Below are 24,154 nucleotides of genomic sequence, written 5' to 3' on the forward strand. Positions count from 1 at the left end.
AACCCGAAATCCTAATAAATGGATAAAATATTTCTATTAAAGCAAATATAATCGTTATTTTGTGCAATAAAATTGAAAACCCGATATGTTGAAAAACACTTTTAAATACATTTTATTTATTATTTTAATATCTGTGGTAAGCTGTGCTAAACGAGGCAGTATTACAGGCGGTTTAAAAGATACTCTTGCACCCGTTTTGATTTCGAGTTATCCTAAAAACTATACTACTGGTTTTAAAGGAAACGAAATTACTTTGACATTTGACGAATACATCAAATTAAAAAATACCAATAAACAGTTAATTATTTCGCCTCCGCTGAAATACGAACCGTTGATTACACCACAGGGTGTAAGCAAATTTATTAAAATCGAAATTAGAGACACCTTAAAACCAAATACAACATATAGTTTTAATTTTGGTCAAAGTATCACGGACAATAATGAAGGAAATCCTTTGAACCAATTTAAATATGTATTCTCTACAGGATCACATATTGATTCGCTGAAATTAAAAGGAGTAATTAGAGATTCTTACGAAAAACATGTCGACAATTTTGTATCGGTAATGCTTTATGAAGTAAATGAAACCTTTAAGGATTCTACTATTTACAAAGAATTGCCACGATATATTACCAATACACTGGATAGTCTTCGCTCTTTTGAATTTGAAAATTTAAAGGAAGGAAAATATCTTTTGGTTGCTTTAAAAGACAAAGGAAGCAACAATAGGTTTAATCCGAAAGATGATAAAATTGGTTTTCTAAAAAACTATATTACCGTTCCGTCTGATACTATTTACGAATTAGAATTGTTTAAGGAAACGCTTCCGACCAAAACATTCAAACCTATTCAAGCTTCTGGAAATAGATTATTACTTCCGTACGAAGGAAAACAAAACTATAAAGCATCGGCGCCGAAAATTGTATTAAAAAACAATAGCCAGGTTTTAGAAACCGTTATAACACAGTTTCCAAAAAAAGATTCGCTTCAAATTTGGTATAAACCGATCAAAACAGATTCTCTTTCTTTAGAAGTAGAAAAAGACCAATACAAGAAAAAATATACTGTTAAAGTAAAAGACCAGAAAAAAGATACGCTGAATATTACTGCGGTTCAAAACGGGACTTTAAATTTTAGAGACCGATTTACTTTAGAAACAGCAACTCCATTAGTAAAATTCGATAAAAGTAAAATCAAATTGACCAATAAAGATTCTACTGCGGTAGATTTCACAACAGAATATGATGTTTTTGATCAGAAATTGTATGTTGACTTTAAAAAAGAGCCTTTAGAAAAATACAATTTTACCTTTTTGCCAGGCGCATTAACCGACTTTTTTGAAAAAAGCAACGATACTTTGTCTTATAAATTAAGCACCAAAGATTTATCTGATTACGGAAATATTATTTTAAATCTAAAAAATGTAAAACGTTTTCCGATTATCGTAGAACTGACCAATAAAAAGGGTGACGTTGTTTTGGCAAGCGATTATTCTGAGGGAAAAACTACTTTAGAATTTAATTTGGTCCTGCCAGAAGTATTTACGGTTCGAATTATTTATGATGATAACAAAAACAAAAAATACGATTCAGGAAGTTATCTGGACAAACGTTATTCTGAAGAAGTTTTCTACAATCAGGAAGAATTTGATGTTCGCGCGAATTGGGATCGTGTAGAAACCATCGATTTGAGTATTCCTTTTAGTCCGGAAGTAGAGAAAAAAACGGATGATAAAAAGAAGAAACAAGCCGAAAAGAAACGAAAAGCTTTTTAAATTCTAATTTTAAAGCACTCCTATGTCTGATGAAATAATTAAAAATAAAACTTGGCTGCAAAAAAACTGGATTTGGTTTTTCTTTCTTGTCATTATTGCTGCATTAATTATTTTTATTTCATTAAACGCTAATTCCAGAGATGGTTTAATCGGCACGGCTAAAGCTTATACTGAAAATGAACTGTATGAAAATGCAATAAAAAAAGCGAATTCGAATCAAGAGGTTGTAAATTATTTTGGAAAAATTGCTCCATTAGATAAACTAGCAATTTTAGAAGGCAATACCTCCTTTTCTGACGAATACAAAGCTGTTACATTATCAGTTCGCATTAATGGAGAAAAATTAAAAGGCAAACTTACAATTACCGCCGTTAAAAATGGTACAGAATGGATATATAAAAAAATCGCGATTCGAGCTAAAAATCCTGTGAAGGAAATTCTGGTTTTAGATTCTCCTTAAAGCTTAATCTCAAACTGATCTTTATCACTCAAAAAATCTAATTTTTTACGAGTTTCATATAGGGTGTTTTTATCTAATTCAATGATAAAAACACCTTTTTTTTCTTGTGGCTCTAAGATATAATTCCCTAAAAAATCAACCGCCTGAGTGTGACCGATATGCTCGTAATTATTCGCATCCAGGCCAATTCTGTTTACACCGATTGTATACGATAAATTTTCTATGGCACGCGCTTTCAGCAATGCATCCCAAGCATTTGTGCGGACTTTTGGCCAATTGGCAACATACAAAAGCAGATCATAATTCTCTACATTTCTAGCAAAAACCGGAAAACGTAAATCGTAACAAACCTGCAGACAGATTTTCCAATCTAAATAATCTATAATAACTTTCTTTTCACCGCGCGTATACACTTTATCTTCTCCTGCCAGAGAAAAAGAATGTCGTTTATCATAATATTGAATTTCGCCCGACGGAAAAACAAAAAACATTCGGTTGTAAAAATGGCCATTTTCTGTGATAACCAAACTTCCTGTAATGGCCGCGTTTTTCTGTTTTGCTTTAAGTTTCATCCAATCAATAGTTTCTCCCTGCATGGTTTCTGCAACCGCAACAGCATTCATAGTAAATCCTGTCGAAAACATTTCTGGAAGCACAATTAAATGTACTTCATCTTTTATTTCATTAATTAACAAATCGAAGTTTTCTCTATTTTTCAAAGAATTTTCCCAAACAAGATCTGATTGAATTAAAGCAATTTTCATATTCCACTATTTTTAGATAAAGGTAGAAAACATCAGCGAATACTTCACCTGCATCTCAAATGTTTTAACATTATCATTGCAAAAAAAATGCAGTTTTTGCAAAAAAAATGCGAAGTGTAGAAAAATTTTATATATTTGAAATTCCAACCACAATTATAACTAACTAAAAACCAACTACAAACCATGAGCATTCTTATACTCACATCATGCATTGTTTTCTTGATTTTACAGATTGCTTGGTTTAAAATTAATCCGTTTATCGCGTTTATTATTACGTCTCTTTTGGCCGCACTTTTTTTGGGTTTACCAATTGAAACGATTTCTCCCGTTCTGCAAAAAGGTCTTGGTGAAATGCTCGGATCAATTACCTTGATTATTGTTTTTGGAACTTGTATCGGAAAACTCGCCGTGTCCTCTGGAGCTGCCAATGTAATCGCCAAAACCGTTATGAATTGGACAGGCAGAAAATATGTTCGCTTAGGTTTAATGATTACTGGTTTTATTGTCGGTATTCCTCTTTTTTACAGCGTTGGTTTTGTCCTTTTAGTTCCGTTGATTTTTTCTGTTGCACATCAATTCAAATTATCAAAAGTCTATTTAGGGATTCCGATGCTGGCTTCACTTTCGGTCGCGCACGGTTTTCTGCCTCCGCATCCTTCACCAATGGCGTTGAGCAGTATTTTAAAAGCTGATATCGGATTGGTTTTGATTTACGGAATCATAATTGCCATTCCTACTATTTTAATTGCAGGTTTATGGTTTTCTAAACTTTTTAAAAACATTCAAACTGAATCGAATCATGAGATTTTAAATGTAGAAGAAGTTACCAACCAAGGTAAATTACCAAGTTTTGGACTAAGTTTATTTTCTGCTTTATTTCCCGTTTTCGGATTAACGATTACTTCTCTCCTCCCTTTAATTTCAGATAATGAAAAACTGATTGCCGCCTGCAAAATTATCGGAGATCCAAGTATGATCATGCTTTTATCTCTTTTGCTTTGCACTTATACTTTAGGAATAAAAATGAACCGAAGTATGTCATCTGTTATGGAGGATTACACACAAGCGATCAAAGATGTCGCTCTGATTGTTTTAATTGTCGGCGGTGCGGGCTGTTTAAAAGAAGTGATGATTGTAAGCGGTGTGAATGAAACGATTGTTTCCAATTTAAATCAGATCAATATTCATCCTTATTTATTGGCTTGGATGATGGCGGCCATAATTCGTGTTTGTGTTGGTTCTGCAACAGCAGCCGGATTAATGACTGCCAGCGTTTTATTACCTTTACTACAAGTTAGCAATCTCGACCCCAACCTTTTTGTACTTTCTGTAGGAGCTGGAAGTTTAATGTGTTCGCACGTAAACGACCCAAGTTTCTGGATGTTCAAAGAATATTTCAACATTAGTCTAAAAGACACTTTTAAATCCTGGACTGTAATGGAATCAATGGTTTCGGTTCTGGGAATTGTATTTATATTTATTTTAAACGCTTTAATACATTAAAATCATGAGTTTAAATCCGCAGGAAAAATTCGAAAGTTTAGGTTTGTCACTTCCGCCAGCGCCACAACCTTTAGGAATATATAAACCGTATTTAGTAGACGGAAAATATTTGTATTTATCTGGACATGGACCCGTTCAGGACGATAAATCTTTAATTATCGGCAGAATCGGTGAAGATATGGATATCGAAGCAGGAAAACTGGCTGCGAGACAAGTTGGTTTAACAATGCTTTCTACTATCGTTACCAATTTTGGAAGTTTAAGCAAAGTAAAAAGAGTTATCAAAGTTCTCGGAATGGTTAATTGTACATCCGATTTCTTAAAACATCCTTACGTAATAAACGGCTGCAGCGAATTATTTGCAGAAGTCTGGGGTCAGGAAAATGGAATCGGTGTGAGAAGCGCTGTAGGTTTTGGTTCGCTTCCAGATAATATTCCGGTTGAAGTGGAAGCACTTTTTGAATTGTACTAACCGTTTAGATTTTTTAAACACATAGAGACATAGGTTTTTTAGACTTATAAACAAGAGAGTTAAAAAGAAACTCGTTTCTCACACATAGCTGTGTGAATTTAAATAAATCGAAAGTGTAGCCACGACGAATTACACGAATTTAATTAGTGGAAATTTGTGCAATTTGTGGCAAAAAAGAATCCTTTCAAATCTTTTTAATCTGTGGCAAAAAAACTAAGCAAGATAAAACAAAATTATGCAGAAGAACTGGTGGAAAATAGATTCCGAAACTTTGATAGACACGCCTTTTCTGGCGGTTTATGAAGATCTCGTGCGGCAGAATATCGAAAAGCTCATTTCGTATGTAAAAGGCGATACAAAAAAACTTCGTCCGCATATTAAAACGCACAAAAACGGTGAGATTCTGGAACTGTTCAAGATTTACAATATCAAAAAAGTAAAATGTGCCACAATTGCTGAAGCTGAATTGGCCGCCAATCATAAAATGGAAGATATTCTTTTAGCTTATCAACCCGTTGGATTAAAAGCAGAAAGATGGATTTCGTTAATTGAAAAATTTCCCGAGATTCATTTTTCAACTATTACAGACAATCTGAAAACAGCTTCTGATTTGAATGAAATTGCTAAAAAAAATGATTTAGTTCTTTCGGTTTATTTGGATTTAAATACGGGAATGAACCGAACTGGTTTTCCGCTTTCAGAAAATTGGACAGATTTAATTAACGACATTCAAAAATTAGAAAACATCAAATTTGAAGGAATTCATATTTATGACGGACATATAAAAGGAACTGTTGAAGAACGAAAACAAGAAGCTTCAAAAGCATTTGATTTGATTACATCTAAAATAAATGAAGATATCAAAATTGTCGCCGGCGGTTCTAACACATTTCCGTTTTATGCCGAACAGGAAAATGTTGAATGCAGTTCAGGAACTTTTGTTTTCTGGGATTCGAATTATCAAACCAATCTCCCCGAACAGGATTTTAAACCTGCTTTGGTTATTGTGGGAACTATTATTTCTAAACCAACAAAAAGCACTTTTTGCATCGATATTGGTTACAAAGCCGTTTCTTCAGAAAATCCGATTGATAAACGATTAGTGATTTTAAGTGATGAAAATCTCATTCCAATTTCACATTCTGAAGAACATTTGGTTGTCGAAAATAAAGGCGAAAATGAATATCAAATTGGAGATATTATTTATGCCGAACCTTATCATGTCTGCCCGACTGTTGCGCTTTACGACAATGTGCAGGCCGTAAACAAAAAACATCAAATTTATGTGAACTGGCCTGTTGGTGCAAGAGGGCGAAAAAATACGATTTAAAACCATAGAATAAATTGAACAAAAATTAATTTCAACACATAGAAACATAGAATTTAATATCAAAGAAAAAGATAATAAAACAAACTAGTTTCCACACATAGCACAATCTATGTTTATTTATACAAGTGAAACGTCTTTTTTAAGTTTGCAAAATCTATGTTTCTATGTGTTAGATAATTTGCCCAAATAGTTATTTAAACTTTATAAATAGATTATGTTTATACTAGACGCTCACTTAGATCTCAGCATGAATGCGATGGAGTGGAACCGCGATTTAAGAAATGATGTTCCAACGCTTCGTCATTTAGAAAAAGGAATGACCGACAAACCAGATCGAGAGCGCGCAACGGTTTCTTTCCCTGATCTTCGCCGAGGCAATATTGGAATAGTTGTGGCAACGCAAATCGCACGTTTTATAAGACCCGACAGTATTATTCCGGGTTGGAATTCTCCAGAACAAGCCTGGGCGCAAACACAGGGACAGCTCGCTTGGTACAAAAGCATGGAAGAAGCAGGCGAAATGAAGCAGATCACAGATAAAAATTCGTTACTAAAGCATTACGATTTGTGGAACGACGGAACTTCAAACGATAAAAAACCAATTGGCTATATTTTGAGTTTAGAAGGCGCTGATTCGTTTATTGACATTTCTTATTTACAAAGAGCTTACAATTACGGATTAAGAGCCGTTGGTCCTGCACACTACGGTCCGGGAAGATATGCGAACGGAACCGATGCAACAGGAAAAATGAATGCAAACGGCATCGAATTATTAAAAGAAATGGAACGTCTTAATGTGATTTTAGATGCAACCCATTTATGCGACGATGCTTTCTGGCAGGCTTTAGACAATTTTAACGGAGCGGTTTGGGCAAGCCACAACAATTGCAGAGCTTTAGTAAATCATAACCGTCAATACAGCGACGAAATGATAAAAGCTTTAATCGAAAGAGATGCCGTTATCGGAGGCGCTTTGGATGCTTGGATGATGGTTCCAAATTGGGTAAGAGGAATTTCTGATCCGAAAAAAATGAATTGCAGTTTAGAAACAGCTTTTCAGCACATGGATCATATTTGTCAAATTGCCGGAAACGCCAAACATATCGGGATCGGTTCTGACCTTGACGGCGCTTTTGGAACCGAACAATGTCCATACGATTTAGATACGATTGCAGATTTACAGAAACTGATTCTGATTTTTAAAAATCACGGTTATTCGGATGAAGATTTAAAAGGAATCTTTCATCAGAACTGGCTTAACTTTTTAGTGAAAAATTGGGATTAGATTACAACCAGACTCGGAACGTCTTTTTTGTATGGTTTTAGTTTTTCGTCAGTAGGTTCAACTTCGGTAATAACGTAATGAATATCTGCTAAGTTGGCAATTTTCATTTTCAGAACGGTATTTAATTTTTCTGAAATTGTCAAAACCGCTGTTTTCTTAGAAGCCTGAATCATTGCTTTTTTAACCTGAACGGTTTCCCAATCAGAATCTGAATAACCGCCGACAACGTCTAAGGCATTTGTTCCTAAAACCAAAAGATCGGCTTTTATGTTGGCCAATTGCTGAAAAACTTCGCCGCTCACACACATCTGACTGTACGAAGAAATACTGCCGCCAATCATAATAGTTTTGATATTTGGCTTGTCCAAGAGCTGAACGGCCGTAAGAGCTGTAATTGTAAAAACAGTCAGATTAAGATCGTTTGGAATTAAGCGGATAAATTCACGAATGGTGGTTCCTCCATCAACAACTAAAACCATTCCGTCATGAAGAAGACTAACGGCTTTTTGTGCAATAACTTGTTTAGCCTCGACAGCATAAGTTTGATTGGATGAAGAATAGTGATACCCTTTTGTCATCGCCCCGCCTTTTACTTTGATTAAAAGCGCATCGGCATCCAATTCGTTGATATCACGGCGTACAGTATCTTCTGAAACGCCAAGCTTAGCCGAAAGAGTTTCAAAACTTACACGCGTGTGCAGGTTGATCTCTTTTAGAATATGATTTTTACGTTCTTCTTTACTGTAATTTAAAACTTCATTTTCAGTGCTCATGCCGATTGTTTTTTTCTATTTACAAAAATAAACATTTCATTATAAATTCCACCGAAACCTAAGACAGTTTCTCGCAATAAAAAGGTTTGCAATCCTGTTTTAAAGTTCTTTAGCTATCCTTAAGTTTCGTTTTAAAATATCATTTTTAAAATTTTTCTCTTATGAAAAAAATCATTTTTCTGTTTTTACTGTTTTCTTTCTCAATTGGGAATTCTCAAAATTTATTACCTAATAAATCAATTATTCCTGCACCCAATTTTTATCAATTAACAGGAGACAGTATTCGCATAAACGGAAAAATTCTGGTTACTTTTAAGAACAATAAATTTAGTTCTAAAGAATTAAAGTCGGCTAAAATTTTTGAGTCAGCAGTAAATTTATTTTCAGATTCTAAAAAATCAAACCTCAAAATTGAATTCGATACAAGCGAAAAATTCGCATCAAAAGAGGCTTACAAAATCGAAATTTCATCGAATAAAATTTTAGTCAGCGGTCAGGAAGAAGGATTATTTTATGCTGTTCAGACTTTATTGCAATTTTTACCGAATGATTCCTCCAAAAAAGAAATAAAATTGCCTTGCGTAATCGTACGAGACCAGCCCCGATACGGGTATCGCGGTTTACACTTAGATGTCTGTCGCCATTTTTTCCCTGTCAATGTTATAAAAGATTTTATTACACAAATGTCCAGTTATAAGCTAAATACTTTTCATTGGCATTTAACTGATGATCAGGGCTGGCGAATTGAGATTAAAAAATATCCAAAACTAACAGAAATCGGATCAAAAAGAGCGCAGACTTTAGTCGGGAATAAATTCGAAAGATCTCCCTTTTTTTTCGACGGAAATCCCTACGGCGGATTTTATACTCAGGAAGAAATTAAAGACGTTGTTAAATTTGCCGAAGAACATTACGTTACTATAATTCCCGAAATCGAAATGCCTGGACATGCTTCGGCCGCCATTACCGCATATCCAAATTTGGCATGTTTTCCAGATCGAAATTATAAAGTGGTAGAATCATGGGGCGTTTTTGAAGATGTTTTTTGTGCCGGAAAAGACGATACTTTTACTTTTCTGGAAGATGTTTTAAAAGAAGTAATGGCATTGTTTCCGAGCAATTATATTCATGTCGGAGGAGACGAATGCCCGAAAACAAGATGGAAAGTTTGTCCGAACTGCCAAAAAAGAATTGCTGCTTTAGGTTTGAAAGATGAACACGAACTGCAGAGTTATTTCATTAAAAGAATTGAAAAATTCCTTAACGCAAACGGAAGACAAATTTACGGCTGGGACGAAATCCTAGAAGGCGGTTTAGCTCCAAACGCAGCGGTAATGTCGTGGAGAGGAGAATCTGGAGGCATTCATGCCGCAAAACTAAAACATCCCGTTGTGATGACTCCGGAAGGAACGGTTTATTTTGATTACAATCAAGGTTATTCTCCAAATGAACCTTTAACAGTTGGAAGATTAAGTACTTTAGAAAAGGTCTACCATTATAATCCAACTCCTATTGACAGTTTATCGGTTGAAGAACAAAAATATATTATTGGTGTTCAAGCCAATCTTTGGTCGGAATATTTGACAAGTGAAGCAAAACTGAATTATATGCTGTATCCTCGAATGTTTGCTTTGGCAGAAATTGCGTGGACAGAACCTCAAAACAAAAATTACGATCATTTTGTTCAAAATCAGCTTCCATATCATTTAGAAAAATTAGAACAACAAAAAAGATTGTATAAAGTCCCAACTCCTTTTGGTGCTGATGAAACGGCATTAATTGCGGAAAAATATATTTTAGACCTTAAACCAACCATCAAAAACGGAAAAATATTCTACACGATTGATGGCTACAACCCAGATGAAACAGCTATACTTTACCAAAATCCTGTAACGATCCATATTCCAAAAGGTGAATTCCGAATTATTAAAACCATTCAAATCAGCGAAAGCGGTAAAAGAAGTTCCATCAATAAAATCATTGTTCGAAATCCTGATTTGAAACCATCTCTAAAAATGCAACTCAAGAAAAATGGTTTGAAATACGACTATTTTACTTCGAAATTATTGCAACAAATACAAGATTTAGAATTAGCAAAACCAATAAAATCTGGAATTTTGGAAGGCAAAATAAGCGCTGAAAAATGGAAAACGAAATTAGAGCGTTATATCGGTGTAAAATTTAACGGCTATATCTTTATTCCAGAAACAGGAAATCATACTTTCTCTATGCTTTCAGACGACGGATCAAAACTTTTTATTGATGATGAATTAATTGTAGACAACGACAAAATTCATTGGGCCAATGAAGCTTATGGCGCAGTTAAACTGGAAAAAGGTTTTCATAAAATCAATATCAGTTATTTTGATTTGACTGGCGGCACTATTTTAAATGCTTTTATACAATTAGAAGGAAAAGAAAAACAAGAAATAAGGGCTTCCGATTTATTTTATGAGTAATAATTTCAGCTTATAAATTTTGACGCTGATGACACGGATTCGTTATCACGAAAACGCGGATAAAAACGGATTTTTAGTTGAATACTTAAATCTGTTTTTATCCGCGCTTTTGCTAAAGAAAATCTCCTTTATTAGTGTACTTATAATTATCTTCGACCTCTAAAACCTCCGCCTCCGCCACCTCGGAAACCACCACTGCCAAATCCGCCTCCACCGCCATTTCTAAAGCTGCTGTTATTGTTTCTGAAATTATTAAAATCTTGATTTCTGGTTTCTCCTCTCATTCTCGAATTTTCAAAATGATCTAAATCTCTGGTTGCATTTTCACCGCCTGGTTGTCCCAAAGGCTTATCAGGACGACCGAGTGCTTGATCTGCTTTTGGGAAATTATCTCCTCGATCACCAAGGCGATTGTTTTCTCCAAGTGGTTTATTGGCTAGTCCCTCCCCTCTATCATTCTTTGGTAAATTATCAAGTTTTGATTTATCTATTTTATTTTGCGATCCTCCCAAAGTTCCGGCCTGTGTCCATCCGCCATTTCCATTATTATAATGACTCCAATTACCGTTTTGATCTCTTTTATAAATATGACCATCATGTCCGGCATACATATTATTATTGGTATGAATGGTTGTGCCTCCACCTCTTCTGTGTGTAATGACGCCTTTGTTTCCACCAGAAGTGTTGTAAGCAACTGCAGTTCCTCGTCTGGTGGTTACATGTCCGGTGTTAACCCAATCATGTCCGTTTGTTGCGGCCGAATGTCCCCATTGTGCGTACGCATTATGACCTTGTGCTGTTCTGGCGTAATTTCCCGTCCACGGATTGTATGATGCTGCAGCCGTTCTGCCACCGTACCAACCCTGCACACTTGCCGAACGTCCGTATCTTCCTGTCGCAGGATTATACCAAGCAGAAGTTCCAGCAGATCCATAAGGCCCGTACACTCTTCTTCCTGCCGCCCAGCCTCCTGTCCACGGATTGTAAACCGCTCCAGCACCGTATGTACATGGCCAAGGTCTATAAATAGGATATGGATATAACCCACCAAAATAATAGTAAGGCGGATAATAAAATCCTGTACCATAAGTTAAAAGCGCGCCAACTGTCGCGCCAATGATAAACGCACCAAAATATCCAGCCGTTGTACTGCTTTCTACAGTAGTATCAGTTACGTTTTGGGTTACATACGTTACATTGTATACTGGCGAACTTGGCGGAATCGTATAAATTTCTTTCGGAACAGAATCTGTCACTTTCCAAGGCCCGTTCGAACTTGTCGACATAAACCAAACTGCCTGAAAACACATATAATACAAATCGCCCACTTTTATGACTTTTTCCTGTGTATTCGTGGCATACTGCATTTTTGTCCCGTCAATTGGTTTAAATTGAGGAGCTCCGTCATAAGTTACTTTTGCTTTTGCCTCGGCATCGGCTTTGTTGATAATTGCTGTTGTTGGAACCTGTGCTAACATTACAGCATCTTTTGCTTCCTGCGTTCCAGGAACGGAAGCTAAAACACTTGCTCTTGGGGAGTCTTTTGGAATTTTAGCAAAATCAGCTGGCAGGCTGTTTCCTGCATAACTCCAAGGTCCGTTCAGACTTTTAGAACCAAACCATCTTCCTGACAAAAGCACATAATATTGTCCCTGCGCTTCATTGGCAAAAACGTCATTTTCTGTATTATCAATATATAATAATTGCGTTCCAGGTATTTTTACAAATTTTGGAGGACCATTTACTAAAATTAATTCCGCAGGTGTTTTACTAAAGAAAACATTTGGTACATTTCCTGAAGATGGGGGCGGAATCATTTTTTCTACTTCATCAAAATTTTGTCCAGATGGGAGATTTTTTAAACCATCAGGAACTTTGGTTGTTTTGGTCCATTTCCCTTCAACTTTTTTAGAAGTCAGCCAAACGTTTTCGGCAAGCAGATAATAATCACTTGTTGCTTTATCAAAAAACAAATCCCAATTGGTGTTCACCACATATTGTATATCTGATTTTTCTACAGGAACCAAAACAGGCTCTCCCTGTACAATGAGCAAAATTGCCGGACTTGCACTGTAAAAAATTGGAGGCGGATTATTCTGAGCTGCGATTCCTTTTGCCGGACTTGTTGTTCTGTCTAAATCTGCCAAAATACGATCTATAGAAACGGGATCGCCTCCTTTGGGAAGCACTTCTTTAAAAAGTTTTTCCATTTCTGGAGCTTTTTTATCGTCAAGTGCAGGAAAACGAACATCTGTTACTTTAATATCTTTAAAAAAAACACTTCGGGAATCTTTATCAACTAAAGTAGCCGCTTCTAAAGAGGCTACTCCCAAAACTTGTTTTCCGTCTTTTGGAGTCAACGAAAAAGCTACTCGTGCTTTGATTTCTTTATGATCGTCCCAGCTGTCTATTTGCGGTTGATAATAAACTAGTTTTGTTCTGTTGTTTTCTGCTTCTCTTGGCCATCCATCATCAGCAATATCAGTCGAATCACTTTTTTGATCGGTTACTGCTGCTATTTCTTTGTCGGCTTCCTTGTGTTTTTTACAGGATAAAAAAATGAAAAAAACCCATAAGCTCATTATTATCAAAATCTTTTTCATAACATTTTAGCATTAGATTACTTTATAAATTGAGAACTTTTTTCGTTTTTTAAAATTCTTCCAACTCAAAATATCAAGCTGAAAATCTGCAAGTTAAAATTAGACTTTGACTTATAAAAAATCAAAAAACGAGAATATTACTTGGTTTCAAATTATAAAATGCTACAAGAAAAAATGAACACTGTATGAAAATTAGACATTCAATTTACAGAAGAGCGATCCTTTTTTGAATGAAAAGAAAAACAAAAAACGCATCCAAATTAATGAATGCGTTTTTTAATATGATGATTGGATTCTGATTATCCTTTCAAACTCGATTAAAACAATCAATCTTTCTGGGCACGCATTTCAAATCCGCGTTATCGTTGCGAAGAAGATTTACGCGATTGGATATAAATTTGCGAGAGCAGATTTTCCTTGCTTTTTTTGATAAAACTCCGATAGTTCTTCTTTCTTTTTTCCTTTACTATCAAGTTTTTTATTACAACTTAAAAAAGTAAGAATAAAAAAAACGATTATACTATATCTTATTTAATACATTTTTTTTGATAATCAATTATCATTACTGAAATAATGCCCCTTCTATTTACATTGTAACTAAATCAGTTAAAATTGTAAAATTCAAGTTTTGAATTAAAATTTTCTAAATCTTTTTTTATTAATTTATTTCTAGACTTTATAAAATCAATATCTGATTTTGCATTATAATTTTTCCAACTATTAGTAATACTATCTACATAAAACTTTTGAGCTTCTTTATTATAATTTATGTAGCATGTATACCAACCGTCAGGACTTGCAGATCCATACTCTTGAACTAAAACTACAGTCTTTTTTTTGCAAGAAACAGTGATGCTATTTTTATTTTCTTGGGAATAAAGTTCTCCTATTGGAAAAATTATTTCATTACTAACTATAGGAGTATTTTTACCAGATAAAAGTATTGACAGAATACTTCTTCCATTTTCTAAATTTTTAATTTTTAATGTATCAGGATAATTATCAAAATTTAAATCTTCAATTAACTTAATATCATCATTTATTTTATTGGTTTTTATATTTTCATTTTTATCAACTTGAATTTTAGCTTTATTTTGACATGAAAATAATACAGTAATGATTAATATTATAAATGTTATTTTTTTATTTCTTTTTCTTATCATAATTCTTTTTGAATTTAGTCGGATAATCAGGATTTGTTGTTCTCCATTTGCCCCATTGTAGTAATATACAATATTCTTCCCGATAGCGCGGATTTGAAATCCGTGCCCGCAACAGTGAGTATGATCAAAAATCACTAAATCGCATGTTTTACATTAAATTCATTGTATCACTATTTCCAAACAAATTTTTTCTTTTTTTGTTGAGTTCTCACACATTCATCTATTGTGTAATTTATCGGACAATCAAAACAGATATTTTTTTTATCTTCTTTTTCAAAAAGATTTGAAAAACTAATTTCTGTTTTTATTCTGATTCTCAATGATTGACTGCAAATCAATGTGGATAAAAAAGACTCAACATCCCCATCGTCAGCTTTTTTATGATGTACGCTATTAGAATATTTAAATTTTTTTGTTATATATAATTGTCCATTAATTTTAGAAATATCAAGCCAATAACTATTACCATTATATATGCTATTAAATTTAATTATAATAGTGTTTTTGTTTTTTTTTGTTAGCACAATTGTACAAATACCTTTTAAATAGTTTTGTGCTATTTTACCATTTTGTAATTCATTTATTTCTACAGGAATTTTTATTAAAAGATCTTTATTGAAGATCTTATATCTATAAATTGCATAGCAGTCATTACAATAACTACTTGTTATGTCATTAATATTTCCTATTTTTCTTTTGTTTTCATAAACAGGAATTTTGTATTGACTTTGTGAATAAAGCTCAATAGTAAAAAGACATATAAAAGAATATACTACTTGTTTAAACATTTCTTGTCATAGTTTAAAAAGTTTTTTGTCCAGATAGTAAAGTTAATCCTTTCCTGTAATCCGTTATCTCCGCCATTTATTGCTTTTGTAACTTCTTTGATTATTTCATCAGAAAATCCCTTGTCCATAGCAGTCAAAGTTTTCTTTTGAAAAATTGTAGAATACCAGCCTGCTGAATTAAATGCATGAAATAAATCTTCAGATAATTTTTTAGCAAATATTTTTAATTCTTCGTAAAAAGCATTATCTAAACCTTTATTTCTTGCCTCTAAATTATTTTTCATACAGCTTTCTACACTTTCATCTATGTTGCCTTTAGAGTCTTTAGAACTATACTTCTCATATATTTGAGAATAATTGGTTTCATTTATATAGTCATAATATTTTAAATAATTAGAGTCATGGGTAATCTGTTTCATCCCTCTTCCTTGAAAAGCAACACCTCCTCTATAATTGCCAGGCACAACAGATCTGCTTTCATAAGTATATCTAAAATAAATTGTCTCTAAATACATTTGACCAAGGAAATGAATTTTTCGTTTGCATGAAGTTATTTTAAATTTTTTAAACATTTTATTCAACTCATCTGTAAATAATTTAATCTTAGTTCTATTTTTTTCTTCATTTAGTTTACCTTCAGTAATTCTAAGAACAGAAATAAATTCTGATCCAGCATCAAAAAAGACTTCTTTTCTTTTTTCCATCTTTTGATTGGCTCTAAGGTTATATATAATTTCAATCATTTCCTCTTCCGTAAAATCGCGATTACAATGGCAAGACATTGCAGTTTTATCAGCCCCAATAGTAACCCTTCCACAATGTTCCCATTTGTCAAGCATTCCCCCTTTAAGATCAAACCAATCATTTGAATTGTCTTTAAAATAGAAATCGATATACTGTACAGCCTTCATTAGGTTTTTTCTAAATGCGATCTCAATGATATCATTATACTTTTTTATTCCTAAATCGTGTTCTACTTCATTTTTATTGTGGTTCGAAACAAATACCTGCCCGTTTACGGCAGTTAGTTTATATCTTAAATAGCCGTCAGGATCACTTGCCGTTTGATGAGCTTTTTGAAGTTTAAACTTTAATATCGTTTTTTCTTTTTTGAGAGTCTGAGGTTTAAATTCTATTTTAACATCTGATTTGTTATGGTACTCTTTTCTTATTGCAGTAGAAATAAGACTGGTTTTACCTGTTGTTATAACTTTAAAATCTTCACTGCTTAACAACTCTGCAAAAGGTACAAAGTCGTACTTGCTTACATAATCATAAAAATTAATCCCCATTGCTCTTTGCTTTTAAATGTTTTGCTGCAATCATTGTTATATCTCCTTCTGAAGTTCTTAACACTACTTTTGAAGCCGTTTTGTCCATGTTTTCTTTTACAATTATTGTACTTTCACGAGCGACTTGTATAGTGATGTTTTTTGCTTGTTTTACTATTCCCATAATTCAATTAAAATTTGAGTTTTCACCTGAATGTCCTTTTATGTTTTTAGCACTGTGCAGTTCTATATTATCATCGGTAGTGCTTATATTCATTTTACCTGCAATTTCTCCAGCTGTCCCGCCAACAGATTTGATGTAATCTTTATCGGCAATCTCAGTACGGTTATCAGATTTTTCAAGAATATTTCCCTCGGCACTTATTGCTATATTATTTCCAGCCATGTGGGTCATATCATTATCTGCTTTACTAGTAATATCCGTTCCAGCTTTAAGCGTTATACTTTCACTTGCCTCAAAAACAATATTTTTAGCCCTAATCGTAAAAGTCTCAGGAGTTGTAGCATTAATATTTTTATTTTCCTGATCGAGATGAATCTCGTTCCCACTAGGATCAGAAAGCCAGATTCCAATTTTTTCAATAAACTTAAACAGCATCCCAAAACGGAGCTTCCAACCCTTTATACTATTTTCAGAATCAAAAAACTCAGGCATTTCTTGTCCGTTATAATACGTTCCCGAGACATACGGACATTCAGCATTACCACCGTCAAAACCAATGCGCACTTCCTCGCCAATTTCGGGTCTGAAATACATACCTTTCGCTGAGCCTGCGTAGGGCTGAACCACGCGCATCCAGTCACTCTCATTGTCCCAGCCATTCCAATAATATTCTACCCTGATACGCCCCATTTTTTCAGGATCATTATTGTCAATTACTTTGGCCGGCTGGCTGTCTGCAAATGCAAAAACTTCCGGATTGGTATAATGAGGTACTGCAACATCGGCAGGAATGGCTTTGAATCCACAGCTGTAATTTCCGTTTACCTCTGAATGGTGTGTCACTTCAATGGCTATCAATTCGTGTTCGACTGTTTTGTTCTGAATCTTAAAAACCTGTCCAATGCCTATCGGATAGTACGAAACACCGCTGTAGAAAACGCTGTTTGCATCTTTCGCCTGAGTCTGCAGTTTTACCATTTCCTCGAGCTCTTCCTTATTTTTCGCATTATTTGTATAAGCACCAATTTTCAATTCTCTAGTGGTTACTTGTCCCTGATTGAATTTCATTGCGACTGCAAATCTGTCGCGGCTGCCCGTATCTGTTTGTTCGGATGAATTTCGAATGCTCTGGGCAGTTGTGTAATCATAGCTTCTAAAAGAGCTTTTATGCGAAACCAAATTGGCTTCGATTGTGAATTTATGCAGTGATGATCCGTTAATAAGTTTTATATTACTGGCTTTTGTCTGACCAAGCTGCATGCGCATTCCATCAAAATAATACCATTGCCCGTAACGTGTCGAAAGTCTTTTTAGAAAATCAAAACTTGTCTCGTTGTATTGCGGTTTATAGTCGAACTCTTTTCTATAAGTGGGAACAATGGCTTCCCGTTGATAAAATTCACCCGACTGGGTTTCAGCAAAGATTTCTAATGCAATCTGCTGGAGGTTTTTCTCAAGAAAAATTCTGGATTTATTATTATCACGCAAAAGAACTGTATGACTAATTCCAAAAACATGAAGCCCAGCCGGGCTGCCGTGAAGATCAATAGATTTTAATCCTTCAATAATTCCTTTTACATCAGTTTGATTCCGTTGACTTTGAAGGTAAAAATTACTTCACTGCCTATATATCTGCTGATTGCTTTTTCCTGATCTTCAGGATCAATGATAGCTTTCCCTGTATATTGCCAGGTAAAGGAAAAATAATGATGATCGGCCATTTTCTGCGAAAGCTTCAAATCATAATAAATAACGTTTTTATCGAAGGAACTTATTGAAATATGAACCTGTTCTGAGAATTTACTATTAATCATAATTTTGGCTGTTTAAGTTATTCCTTAAATTTAGAACAACTTAAACCAACCCATCTTCCCTTAAAAGACATTATTGTTTCACAATAAGTTTTTTTATGTACAAAAGAACATTCTACACCTGTTATCGAATATTTGATTTATAAGGTGTTTAATATTTTCCAACAAAAAAATAATTAAAACAAAAAACGCATCCAAATTAATGAATGCGTTTTTTAATATGATGATTGGATTTTGATTATCCTTTCAAACTTGCTGCTAAATATTCACGGTTCATACGCGCGATATTTTCAAGAGAAATTCCTTTTGGACATTCGATTTCACAAGCTCCTGTATTTGTACAGTTACCAAAACCTTCTAAATCCATTTGGTGAACCATGTTTAATACACGGTCAGTCGCTTCAACTTTACCTTGTGGTAATAATGCATATTGAGAAACTTTTGCAGAAACGAATAACATTGCTGAAGAGTTTTTACAAGTTGCAACACAAGCCCCGCAACCAATACAAGCTGCAGCATCAAATGATTTATCTGCGTCGTCTTTAGGAACTGGAATTGTATTTGCATCAATTGTATTTCCTGAAGTGTTTACAGAGATAAATCCTCCTGCATGTTGAATTCTGTCAAAAGAAGATCTATCAACAACTAAATCTTTAATTACAGGGAAAGCTTTTGCTCTAAATGGCTCGATAAAAATCGTATCACCATCTTTGAACATACGCATGTGTAATTGACAAGTTGTAACACCTCTGTCTGGTCCGTGTGCTTCACCGTTGATGAATAAAGAACACATTCCGCAGATTCCTTCACGACAATCGTGGTCAAATGCTACAGGCTCGTCTCCTTTGTTGATTAATTGTTCGTTAAGAACATCAAGCATTTCAAGGAAAGACATATCTGGTTCGATTCCATCGATAGGATATTCTACAATCCCTCCTTTATCTTGGGCGTTTTTCTGACGCCATATTTTTAATGTAAGTTTCATTTTGTATCAGTTTTAAGTATTATGAATCAGTATTCAAAATACTATTTGTAGCTTCTTTGAACTAATTTAATGTTTTCGTAATTAAGAGGTTCTTTGTGTAATACAGCATCACTTGGTTTTCCTTTGTACTCCCAAGCTGCAACGTATGCAAAGTTATCGTCATCACGAAGTGCTTCTCCTTCTTCTGTCTGGTATTCCTCACGGAAGTGACCTCCACAAGATTCGTTACGGTGTAAAGCATCTTTCGCGAACAATTCTCCTAATTCTAAGAAATCGGCAACACGAGTCGCTTTTTCTAATTCCTGATTAAATTCGTTAGCGCTTCCTGGCACTTTTACATCTTTATAAAACTCTTCACGTAAAGCAGCAATTTCTTCGATAGCTTCAGTTAAACCTTTAGCGTTACGAGCCATACCTACTTTATTCCACATGATTTTTCCAAGTTTTTTGTGGAAATAATCTACAGAATGTTTACCGTTGTTATTGATAAATTTATTAATTTGATCTACAACCGCTTTTTCAGCTTCAACGAATTCTGGTAAGTCTGTAGAGATTTCACCCATTTTAATATCCGGAGCTAAATAATCTCCGATAGTATAAGGCAATACGAAATATCCATCAGCTAAACCTTGCATTAAAGCAGAAGCTCCAAGTCTGTTTGCTCCGTGATCAGAGAAGTTAGATTCTCCAATTGAGAAACATCCAGGAATTGTAGTCATTAAGTTATAATCAACCCAAGTTCCACCCATTGTGTAGTGAACCGCTGGGTAAATCATCATTGGAGTTGTATAAGGATCCTCATCAACGATTTTGTAGTACATTTGGAATAAGTTTCCGTATTTACTTTTCACGATTGCAGCTCCTAATTTAGTTACAAGAGCAGTATCTTTATCGTCTAAACCTTTTACATAAGCATCTTCAGTTCCGTAACGTTTGATTGCTGCTGCGAAATCTAAATAAACTGCTTCTCCAGTTTTGTTAACTCCAAAACCAGCGTCACATCTTTCTTTAGCCGCACGAGACGCAACGTCACGAGGTACTAAGTTACCAAAAGCAGGATATCTTCTTTCTAAGAAATAATCTCTATCCGCTTCAGATAAATCTGTTGCTTTTTTCTTTCCTTCACGAATAGCCTGAGCATCTTCTAATTTTGCAGGAACCCAAATACGTCCGTCATTACGTAACGATTCAGACATCAAAGTCAATTTAGACTGGTGATCTCCTGAAACCGGAATACAAGTTGGGTGAATTTGTGTGTAGCAAGGATTTGCGAAAAACGCTCCTTTTTTATGAATTTTCCAAGCTGCTGTTGCGTTACTTCCCATAGCATTAGTTGAAAGGAAAAACACGTTTCCGTATCCTCCAGAACCAATTACTACTGCGTGAGCAGAATGTCTTTCGATTTCTCCTGTGATTAAGTTACGAGCGATAATACCTCTCGCTTTTCCGTTCACGATTACAATGTCTAGCATTTCGTGACGGTTGTACATTTTGATTTTTCCACGACCAATCTGACGGTTCATTGCAGAATAAGCTCCTAACAATAATTGCTGTCCAGTTTGTCCTTGTGCGTAAAATGTACGAGAAACCAAAGTTCCTCCAAAAGAACGGTTATCTAGAAGTCCGCCATATTCACGAGCCAATGGAACCCCTTGTGCCACACATTGGTCAATAATATTTGCAGAAACTTCAGCCAAACGGTGAACGTTTGCCTCACGTGCACGGTAGTCACCTCCTTTTACAGTATCGTAAAACAATCTGTAAACTGAGTCACCGTCTCCTTTATAGTTTTTTGCTGCGTTGATACCCCCTTGTGCCGCAATAGAGTGCGCACGACGTGGTGAATCTTGGAAGCAAAATGCTTTTACGTTATATCCTAACTCTGCTAGAGTAGCCGCAGCCGAACCTCCAGCCAAACCTGTACCAACAACGATAATATCTAAATTACGTTTATTAGCCGGGTTTACTAAATTAATATGATCTTTATAATTTGTCCATTTATCCGCTATAGGACCATTTGGAATTTTTGAATCTAATGCCATTATAATTGATATTAATTATTGGTTGAAATGATGAAATAATGCGATAATTACGAAAGCGGCCGGAACAACAACTGCGAATCCGTAACCAACTTTTGCCAAAAATCTAGAGTATTTGTTGTGCATTCCCATTGATTGAAGAGAAGATGCAAACCCGTGCCATAAGTGAAACCCTAAAAGGATAAAAGAAACACAATACAATCCTGTACGGATTGGGTCATGAAATTTGTGAACTAACTCACCATAATATCTTGTAGCATCCGGCGCCGTTCCTGCTATATATTTGTAGCTAACTTCAGGAAACCAGAAATCATAAAAGTGCAATCCTAAGAAAGCTAAAATAACCAATCCAGAAATAATCATATTTCTAGAACTCCAAGAAGCGTTTGCAGCTCCGTTGTATTTAGCGTATGCAATTGGTCTTGCCGCGCTGTTTTGTGCTGTAAGTACAAATCCCATTACGAAGTGGAAAATCACCCCAAATGCCAAAACTGGCTGCATTACATACTGAATCAGCGGATTGTATCCCATAAAGTGAGAAGCTTCGTTGAAAACGTCTTCACTTAGAATAGAAATAAAATTTAAGGAAACATGCAGCGCTAAAAACGTGATTAAGAATATTCCCGAAAGAGCCATAGCTACTTTCTTTAAGATGGAAGCATTCAACTGTGCAGATTGTGCCATAAGTGTTTAAGTAGTTTGTTTTAAAAAATTAGACAAAAATAACTCAATTACAAAAGAACTACAACCATTTCGCTGTTATTTATAATGATTTTAAAATAGAGCCATTCTACGTATTTTTACGTACAAAAAGAAAACAAATAAAAAATAATTCATTATAGGATTTTTAAAAACCTGCTTTTTAAGCATTTCTGAGAAAACTCAATTCTAAGTAGATTACCAAAAATTTATCATATTGTTATTTTATTCAAAGTTTTGATTTGTTTTCTTCAAAAGTGTCTCGCCCTATAAATTTTATTAAAGCAAAAAATTGTCAGTCCATAACATAGTTTTACCTTTATCGGCTCAAAAAATTAAGAATGAAAACAGGAATTGATGCTATTTCATTTGATGTAGCAAACATACATTTACCCATAAAAACTTTGGCGACTGCCAGAAATATTGAACCAGAAAAATTAGAAAAAGGTCTTGGATTACTAAAAATGACCTTCCCAGACGTCCACCAAGATGCTGTAGTTTTTGGAGCAAACGCCTTAACAAAGCTTATCAGCGATAACAAAATAAACCTAAAAGAAATAAGCCGAATTTATGTTGGTACTGAAAGCGGTATTGACAGCTCGAAACCAATTGCTTCTTATTTAATAAGTTTAATGGAGCAAAAATTTGGCGAAGATTCACTGGCAGAATGTGATGTTGTCGATTTCACTTTTGCTTGTATCGGCGGTGTTGACGCGATGCAAAATTGTTTGGATTTTGTAAAATTGAATCCGACGAAAAAAGCGATTGTAGTTACTTCTGATTTTGCAAAGTATGATTTAAATTCAGGTGGCGAATATACACAAGGTGCTGGAGCTGTTGCAATGTTAATTACTGCAAACCCGAAAATCATTGCTTTTGATGACAATTGGGCAACAAGCACAAAAGGTGTTTTTGATTTCTTCAAACCATACCGAACTATTTCTAAAGAAGAAATTACTAAAAATACAAACAACGATTCTTGGTTTGACAATTTAGAAGCTGAAATCGAAATCCACAAAGACCAACCGGTTTTTGACGGTCAATATTCGAATCAATGTTATATGGATCGTACGCGTAATGCTTACTTTTCATTCAAAAAATTAAAAAACACTACCGAAACTTTATACAATACTTGGCACAGCATTGTGATGCACTTGCCATATTCTTTCCAGGGAAGAAGAATGTTGTCTGAAATTTATGCTTTAGATAGTGCAGAAAAAATTATTGCCGATGATATTGCGCCTGCAGATTATCAGACTAAAATTAAAGAAGTAGCAAAATCTGATGATTACAGAAGTTTTGTAACCGAGAAATTACAGCCTGCTGAATTGGCTTCATCTTTAATTGGAAATCTTTATACAGGTTCCATTTTCATGGGATTATTATCTACTTTGGCTCATTTCCACGATACAAATAAAGAAGTAGCTGGAGAAAAATTCGGTTTTCTAGCTTACGGAAGCGGATCTAAATCGAAAGTTTTTGAAGGAACGATTCAGCCAGAATGGAAATCAGCTTTAGCAAATGTGAAGCTTTTTGAAAATTTAGCGGAAAGCGTAGAAATTGATTTCAATACGTATGAAAGTCTTCATAAAAAAGAACAAAAACAAAGCGTGAGAACTCCTAAACAAGAATGGATTTTAGATAGAATCGAAAAAGAGATTCCTGTTTTGATTGGGGCGCGTTATTATAAATGGGTTGATTAAATTACTTAATATTTAACCGCAAAGAACGCAAAGATTTACGCAAGGTTCTCAAAGTTTTTATTGATAAAGCTTTGCGAACTTTGCGTTT

General features: G+C 34.6%; 20 protein-coding genes. 8 read left to right on the forward strand and 12 right to left on the reverse strand.

The window, feature by feature from the left end:
• Positions 1–85 precede the first annotated feature (85 nt).
• Positions 86–1,774, forward strand: coding sequence for an Ig-like domain-containing domain (locus ACFSC2_RS00855; RefSeq protein WP_379817359.1), 1,689 nt, complete (start codon positions 86–88; stop codon positions 1,772–1,774).
• Positions 1,775–1,796: 22 nt separating this feature from the next.
• A complete protein-coding gene (locus ACFSC2_RS00860) occupies positions 1,797–2,234 on the forward strand; it encodes a cytochrome c oxidase assembly factor Coa1 family protein (protein WP_379817360.1) in 438 nt (145 codons plus the stop codon).
• On the opposite strand, the gene ACFSC2_RS00865 is transcribed toward ACFSC2_RS00860, so the two are convergent.
• Positions 2,231–2,998, reverse strand: coding sequence for a nitrilase family protein (locus ACFSC2_RS00865; RefSeq protein WP_379817361.1), 768 nt, complete (start codon positions 2,996–2,998; stop codon positions 2,231–2,233). The genes ACFSC2_RS00860 and ACFSC2_RS00865 overlap by 4 nt on opposite strands.
• A gap of 183 nt (positions 2,999–3,181) precedes the next feature.
• On the opposite strand from ACFSC2_RS00865, the gene ACFSC2_RS00870 reads away from it, so the two are divergent.
• The 4 genes from ACFSC2_RS00870 (at position 3,182) to ACFSC2_RS00885 (ending at position 7,588) form a co-directional block, all read left to right on the forward strand.
• Positions 3,182–4,501, forward strand: a complete 1,320-nt coding sequence (locus ACFSC2_RS00870; protein WP_379817362.1) for a GntP family permease — start codon at positions 3,182–3,184, stop codon at positions 4,499–4,501.
• Positions 4,502–4,505: 4 nt separating this feature from the next.
• Complete coding sequence (locus ACFSC2_RS00875; RefSeq protein WP_091135337.1) at positions 4,506–4,973, forward strand: RidA family protein; 468 nt, start codon at positions 4,506–4,508, stop codon at positions 4,971–4,973.
• A 235-nt stretch (positions 4,974–5,208) separates the two neighbouring features.
• Positions 5,209–6,303: a D-TA family PLP-dependent enzyme gene (locus tag ACFSC2_RS00880; protein ID WP_379817363.1), complete on the forward strand. Its 1,095-nt coding sequence runs from the start codon at positions 5,209–5,211 to the stop codon at positions 6,301–6,303.
• Between the two features lie 214 nt (positions 6,304–6,517).
• Entirely contained in the window at positions 6,518–7,588 is a 1,071-nt protein-coding gene (locus ACFSC2_RS00885; RefSeq protein WP_379817364.1) for a dipeptidase, read from the forward strand.
• Here ACFSC2_RS00885 and ACFSC2_RS00890 read toward each other — a convergent pair.
• Positions 7,585–8,361: a DeoR/GlpR family DNA-binding transcription regulator gene (locus ACFSC2_RS00890; RefSeq protein WP_379817365.1), complete on the reverse strand. Its 777-nt coding sequence runs from the start codon at positions 8,359–8,361 to the stop codon at positions 7,585–7,587. The two genes, ACFSC2_RS00885 and ACFSC2_RS00890, sit on opposite strands and share 4 nt — an antisense overlap.
• Positions 8,362–8,522: 161 nt before the next feature.
• Between ACFSC2_RS00890 and ACFSC2_RS00895 the strand changes: the two genes are divergently transcribed.
• A complete protein-coding gene (locus ACFSC2_RS00895; RefSeq protein WP_379817366.1) occupies positions 8,523–10,820 on the forward strand; it encodes a family 20 glycosylhydrolase in 2,298 nt (765 codons plus the stop codon).
• 146 nt (positions 10,821–10,966) lie between these two features.
• On the opposite strand, the gene ACFSC2_RS00900 is transcribed toward ACFSC2_RS00895, so the two are convergent.
• The 10 genes from ACFSC2_RS00900 to ACFSC2_RS00945 all read right to left on the reverse strand — a co-directional run bounded on the left by ACFSC2_RS00900 (position 10,967) and on the right by ACFSC2_RS00945 (position 22,348).
• Complete coding sequence (locus ACFSC2_RS00900; protein WP_379817367.1) at positions 10,967–13,423, reverse strand: hypothetical protein; 2,457 nt, start codon at positions 13,421–13,423, stop codon at positions 10,967–10,969.
• Positions 13,424–14,025: 602 nt separating this feature from the next.
• A complete protein-coding gene (locus ACFSC2_RS00905) occupies positions 14,026–14,721 on the reverse strand; it encodes a hypothetical protein (RefSeq protein ID WP_379817368.1) in 696 nt (231 codons plus the stop codon).
• A 35-nt stretch (positions 14,722–14,756) separates the two neighbouring features.
• Positions 14,757–15,374, reverse strand: coding sequence for a hypothetical protein (locus ACFSC2_RS00910; RefSeq protein ID WP_379817369.1), 618 nt, complete (start codon positions 15,372–15,374; stop codon positions 14,757–14,759).
• Complete coding sequence (locus tag ACFSC2_RS00915; protein WP_379817370.1) at positions 15,359–16,666, reverse strand: hypothetical protein; 1,308 nt, start codon at positions 16,664–16,666, stop codon at positions 15,359–15,361. Before ACFSC2_RS00915 ends, ACFSC2_RS00910 begins: the two co-directional genes overlap by 16 nt.
• A complete protein-coding gene (locus ACFSC2_RS00920) occupies positions 16,656–16,829 on the reverse strand; it encodes a hypothetical protein (RefSeq protein WP_379817371.1) in 174 nt (57 codons plus the stop codon). Before ACFSC2_RS00920 ends, ACFSC2_RS00915 begins: the two co-directional genes overlap by 11 nt.
• A gap of 3 nt (positions 16,830–16,832) precedes the next feature.
• Positions 16,833–18,317, reverse strand: coding sequence for a type VI secretion system Vgr family protein (locus tag ACFSC2_RS00925; RefSeq protein WP_379817372.1), 1,485 nt, complete (start codon positions 18,315–18,317; stop codon positions 16,833–16,835).
• Between the two features lie 86 nt (positions 18,318–18,403).
• Positions 18,404–18,643 carry a hypothetical protein gene (locus ACFSC2_RS00930; protein WP_379817373.1) on the reverse strand — a complete coding sequence of 80 codons (240 nt, stop codon included), beginning with the start codon at positions 18,641–18,643 and terminating at the stop codon, positions 18,404–18,406.
• A gap of 235 nt (positions 18,644–18,878) precedes the next feature.
• On the reverse strand, positions 18,879–19,625 hold the full coding sequence (locus ACFSC2_RS00935; protein ID WP_194140466.1) for a succinate dehydrogenase/fumarate reductase iron-sulfur subunit: 747 nt from the start codon (positions 19,623–19,625) through the stop codon (positions 18,879–18,881).
• 41 nt (positions 19,626–19,666) lie between these two features.
• Entirely contained in the window at positions 19,667–21,667 is a 2,001-nt protein-coding gene (locus ACFSC2_RS00940; RefSeq protein ID WP_379817374.1) for a fumarate reductase/succinate dehydrogenase flavoprotein subunit, read from the reverse strand.
• A 15-nt stretch (positions 21,668–21,682) separates the two neighbouring features.
• Positions 21,683–22,348: a succinate dehydrogenase cytochrome b subunit gene (locus tag ACFSC2_RS00945; RefSeq protein WP_379817375.1), complete on the reverse strand. Its 666-nt coding sequence runs from the start codon at positions 22,346–22,348 to the stop codon at positions 21,683–21,685.
• A 356-nt stretch (positions 22,349–22,704) separates the two neighbouring features.
• Here ACFSC2_RS00945 and ACFSC2_RS00950 point away from each other — a divergent pair, with 356 nt between their 5' ends.
• Complete coding sequence (locus ACFSC2_RS00950) at positions 22,705–24,066, forward strand: hydroxymethylglutaryl-CoA synthase family protein (RefSeq protein WP_379817376.1); 1,362 nt, start codon at positions 22,705–22,707, stop codon at positions 24,064–24,066.
• Positions 24,067–24,154: the final 88 nt, after the last annotated feature.

Origin of the sequence: Flavobacterium artemisiae (assembly GCF_042678225.1) — a bacterium.
In the GTDB taxonomy this organism is placed as follows: Bacteria; Bacteroidota; Bacteroidia; order Flavobacteriales; family Flavobacteriaceae; genus Flavobacterium; species Flavobacterium artemisiae.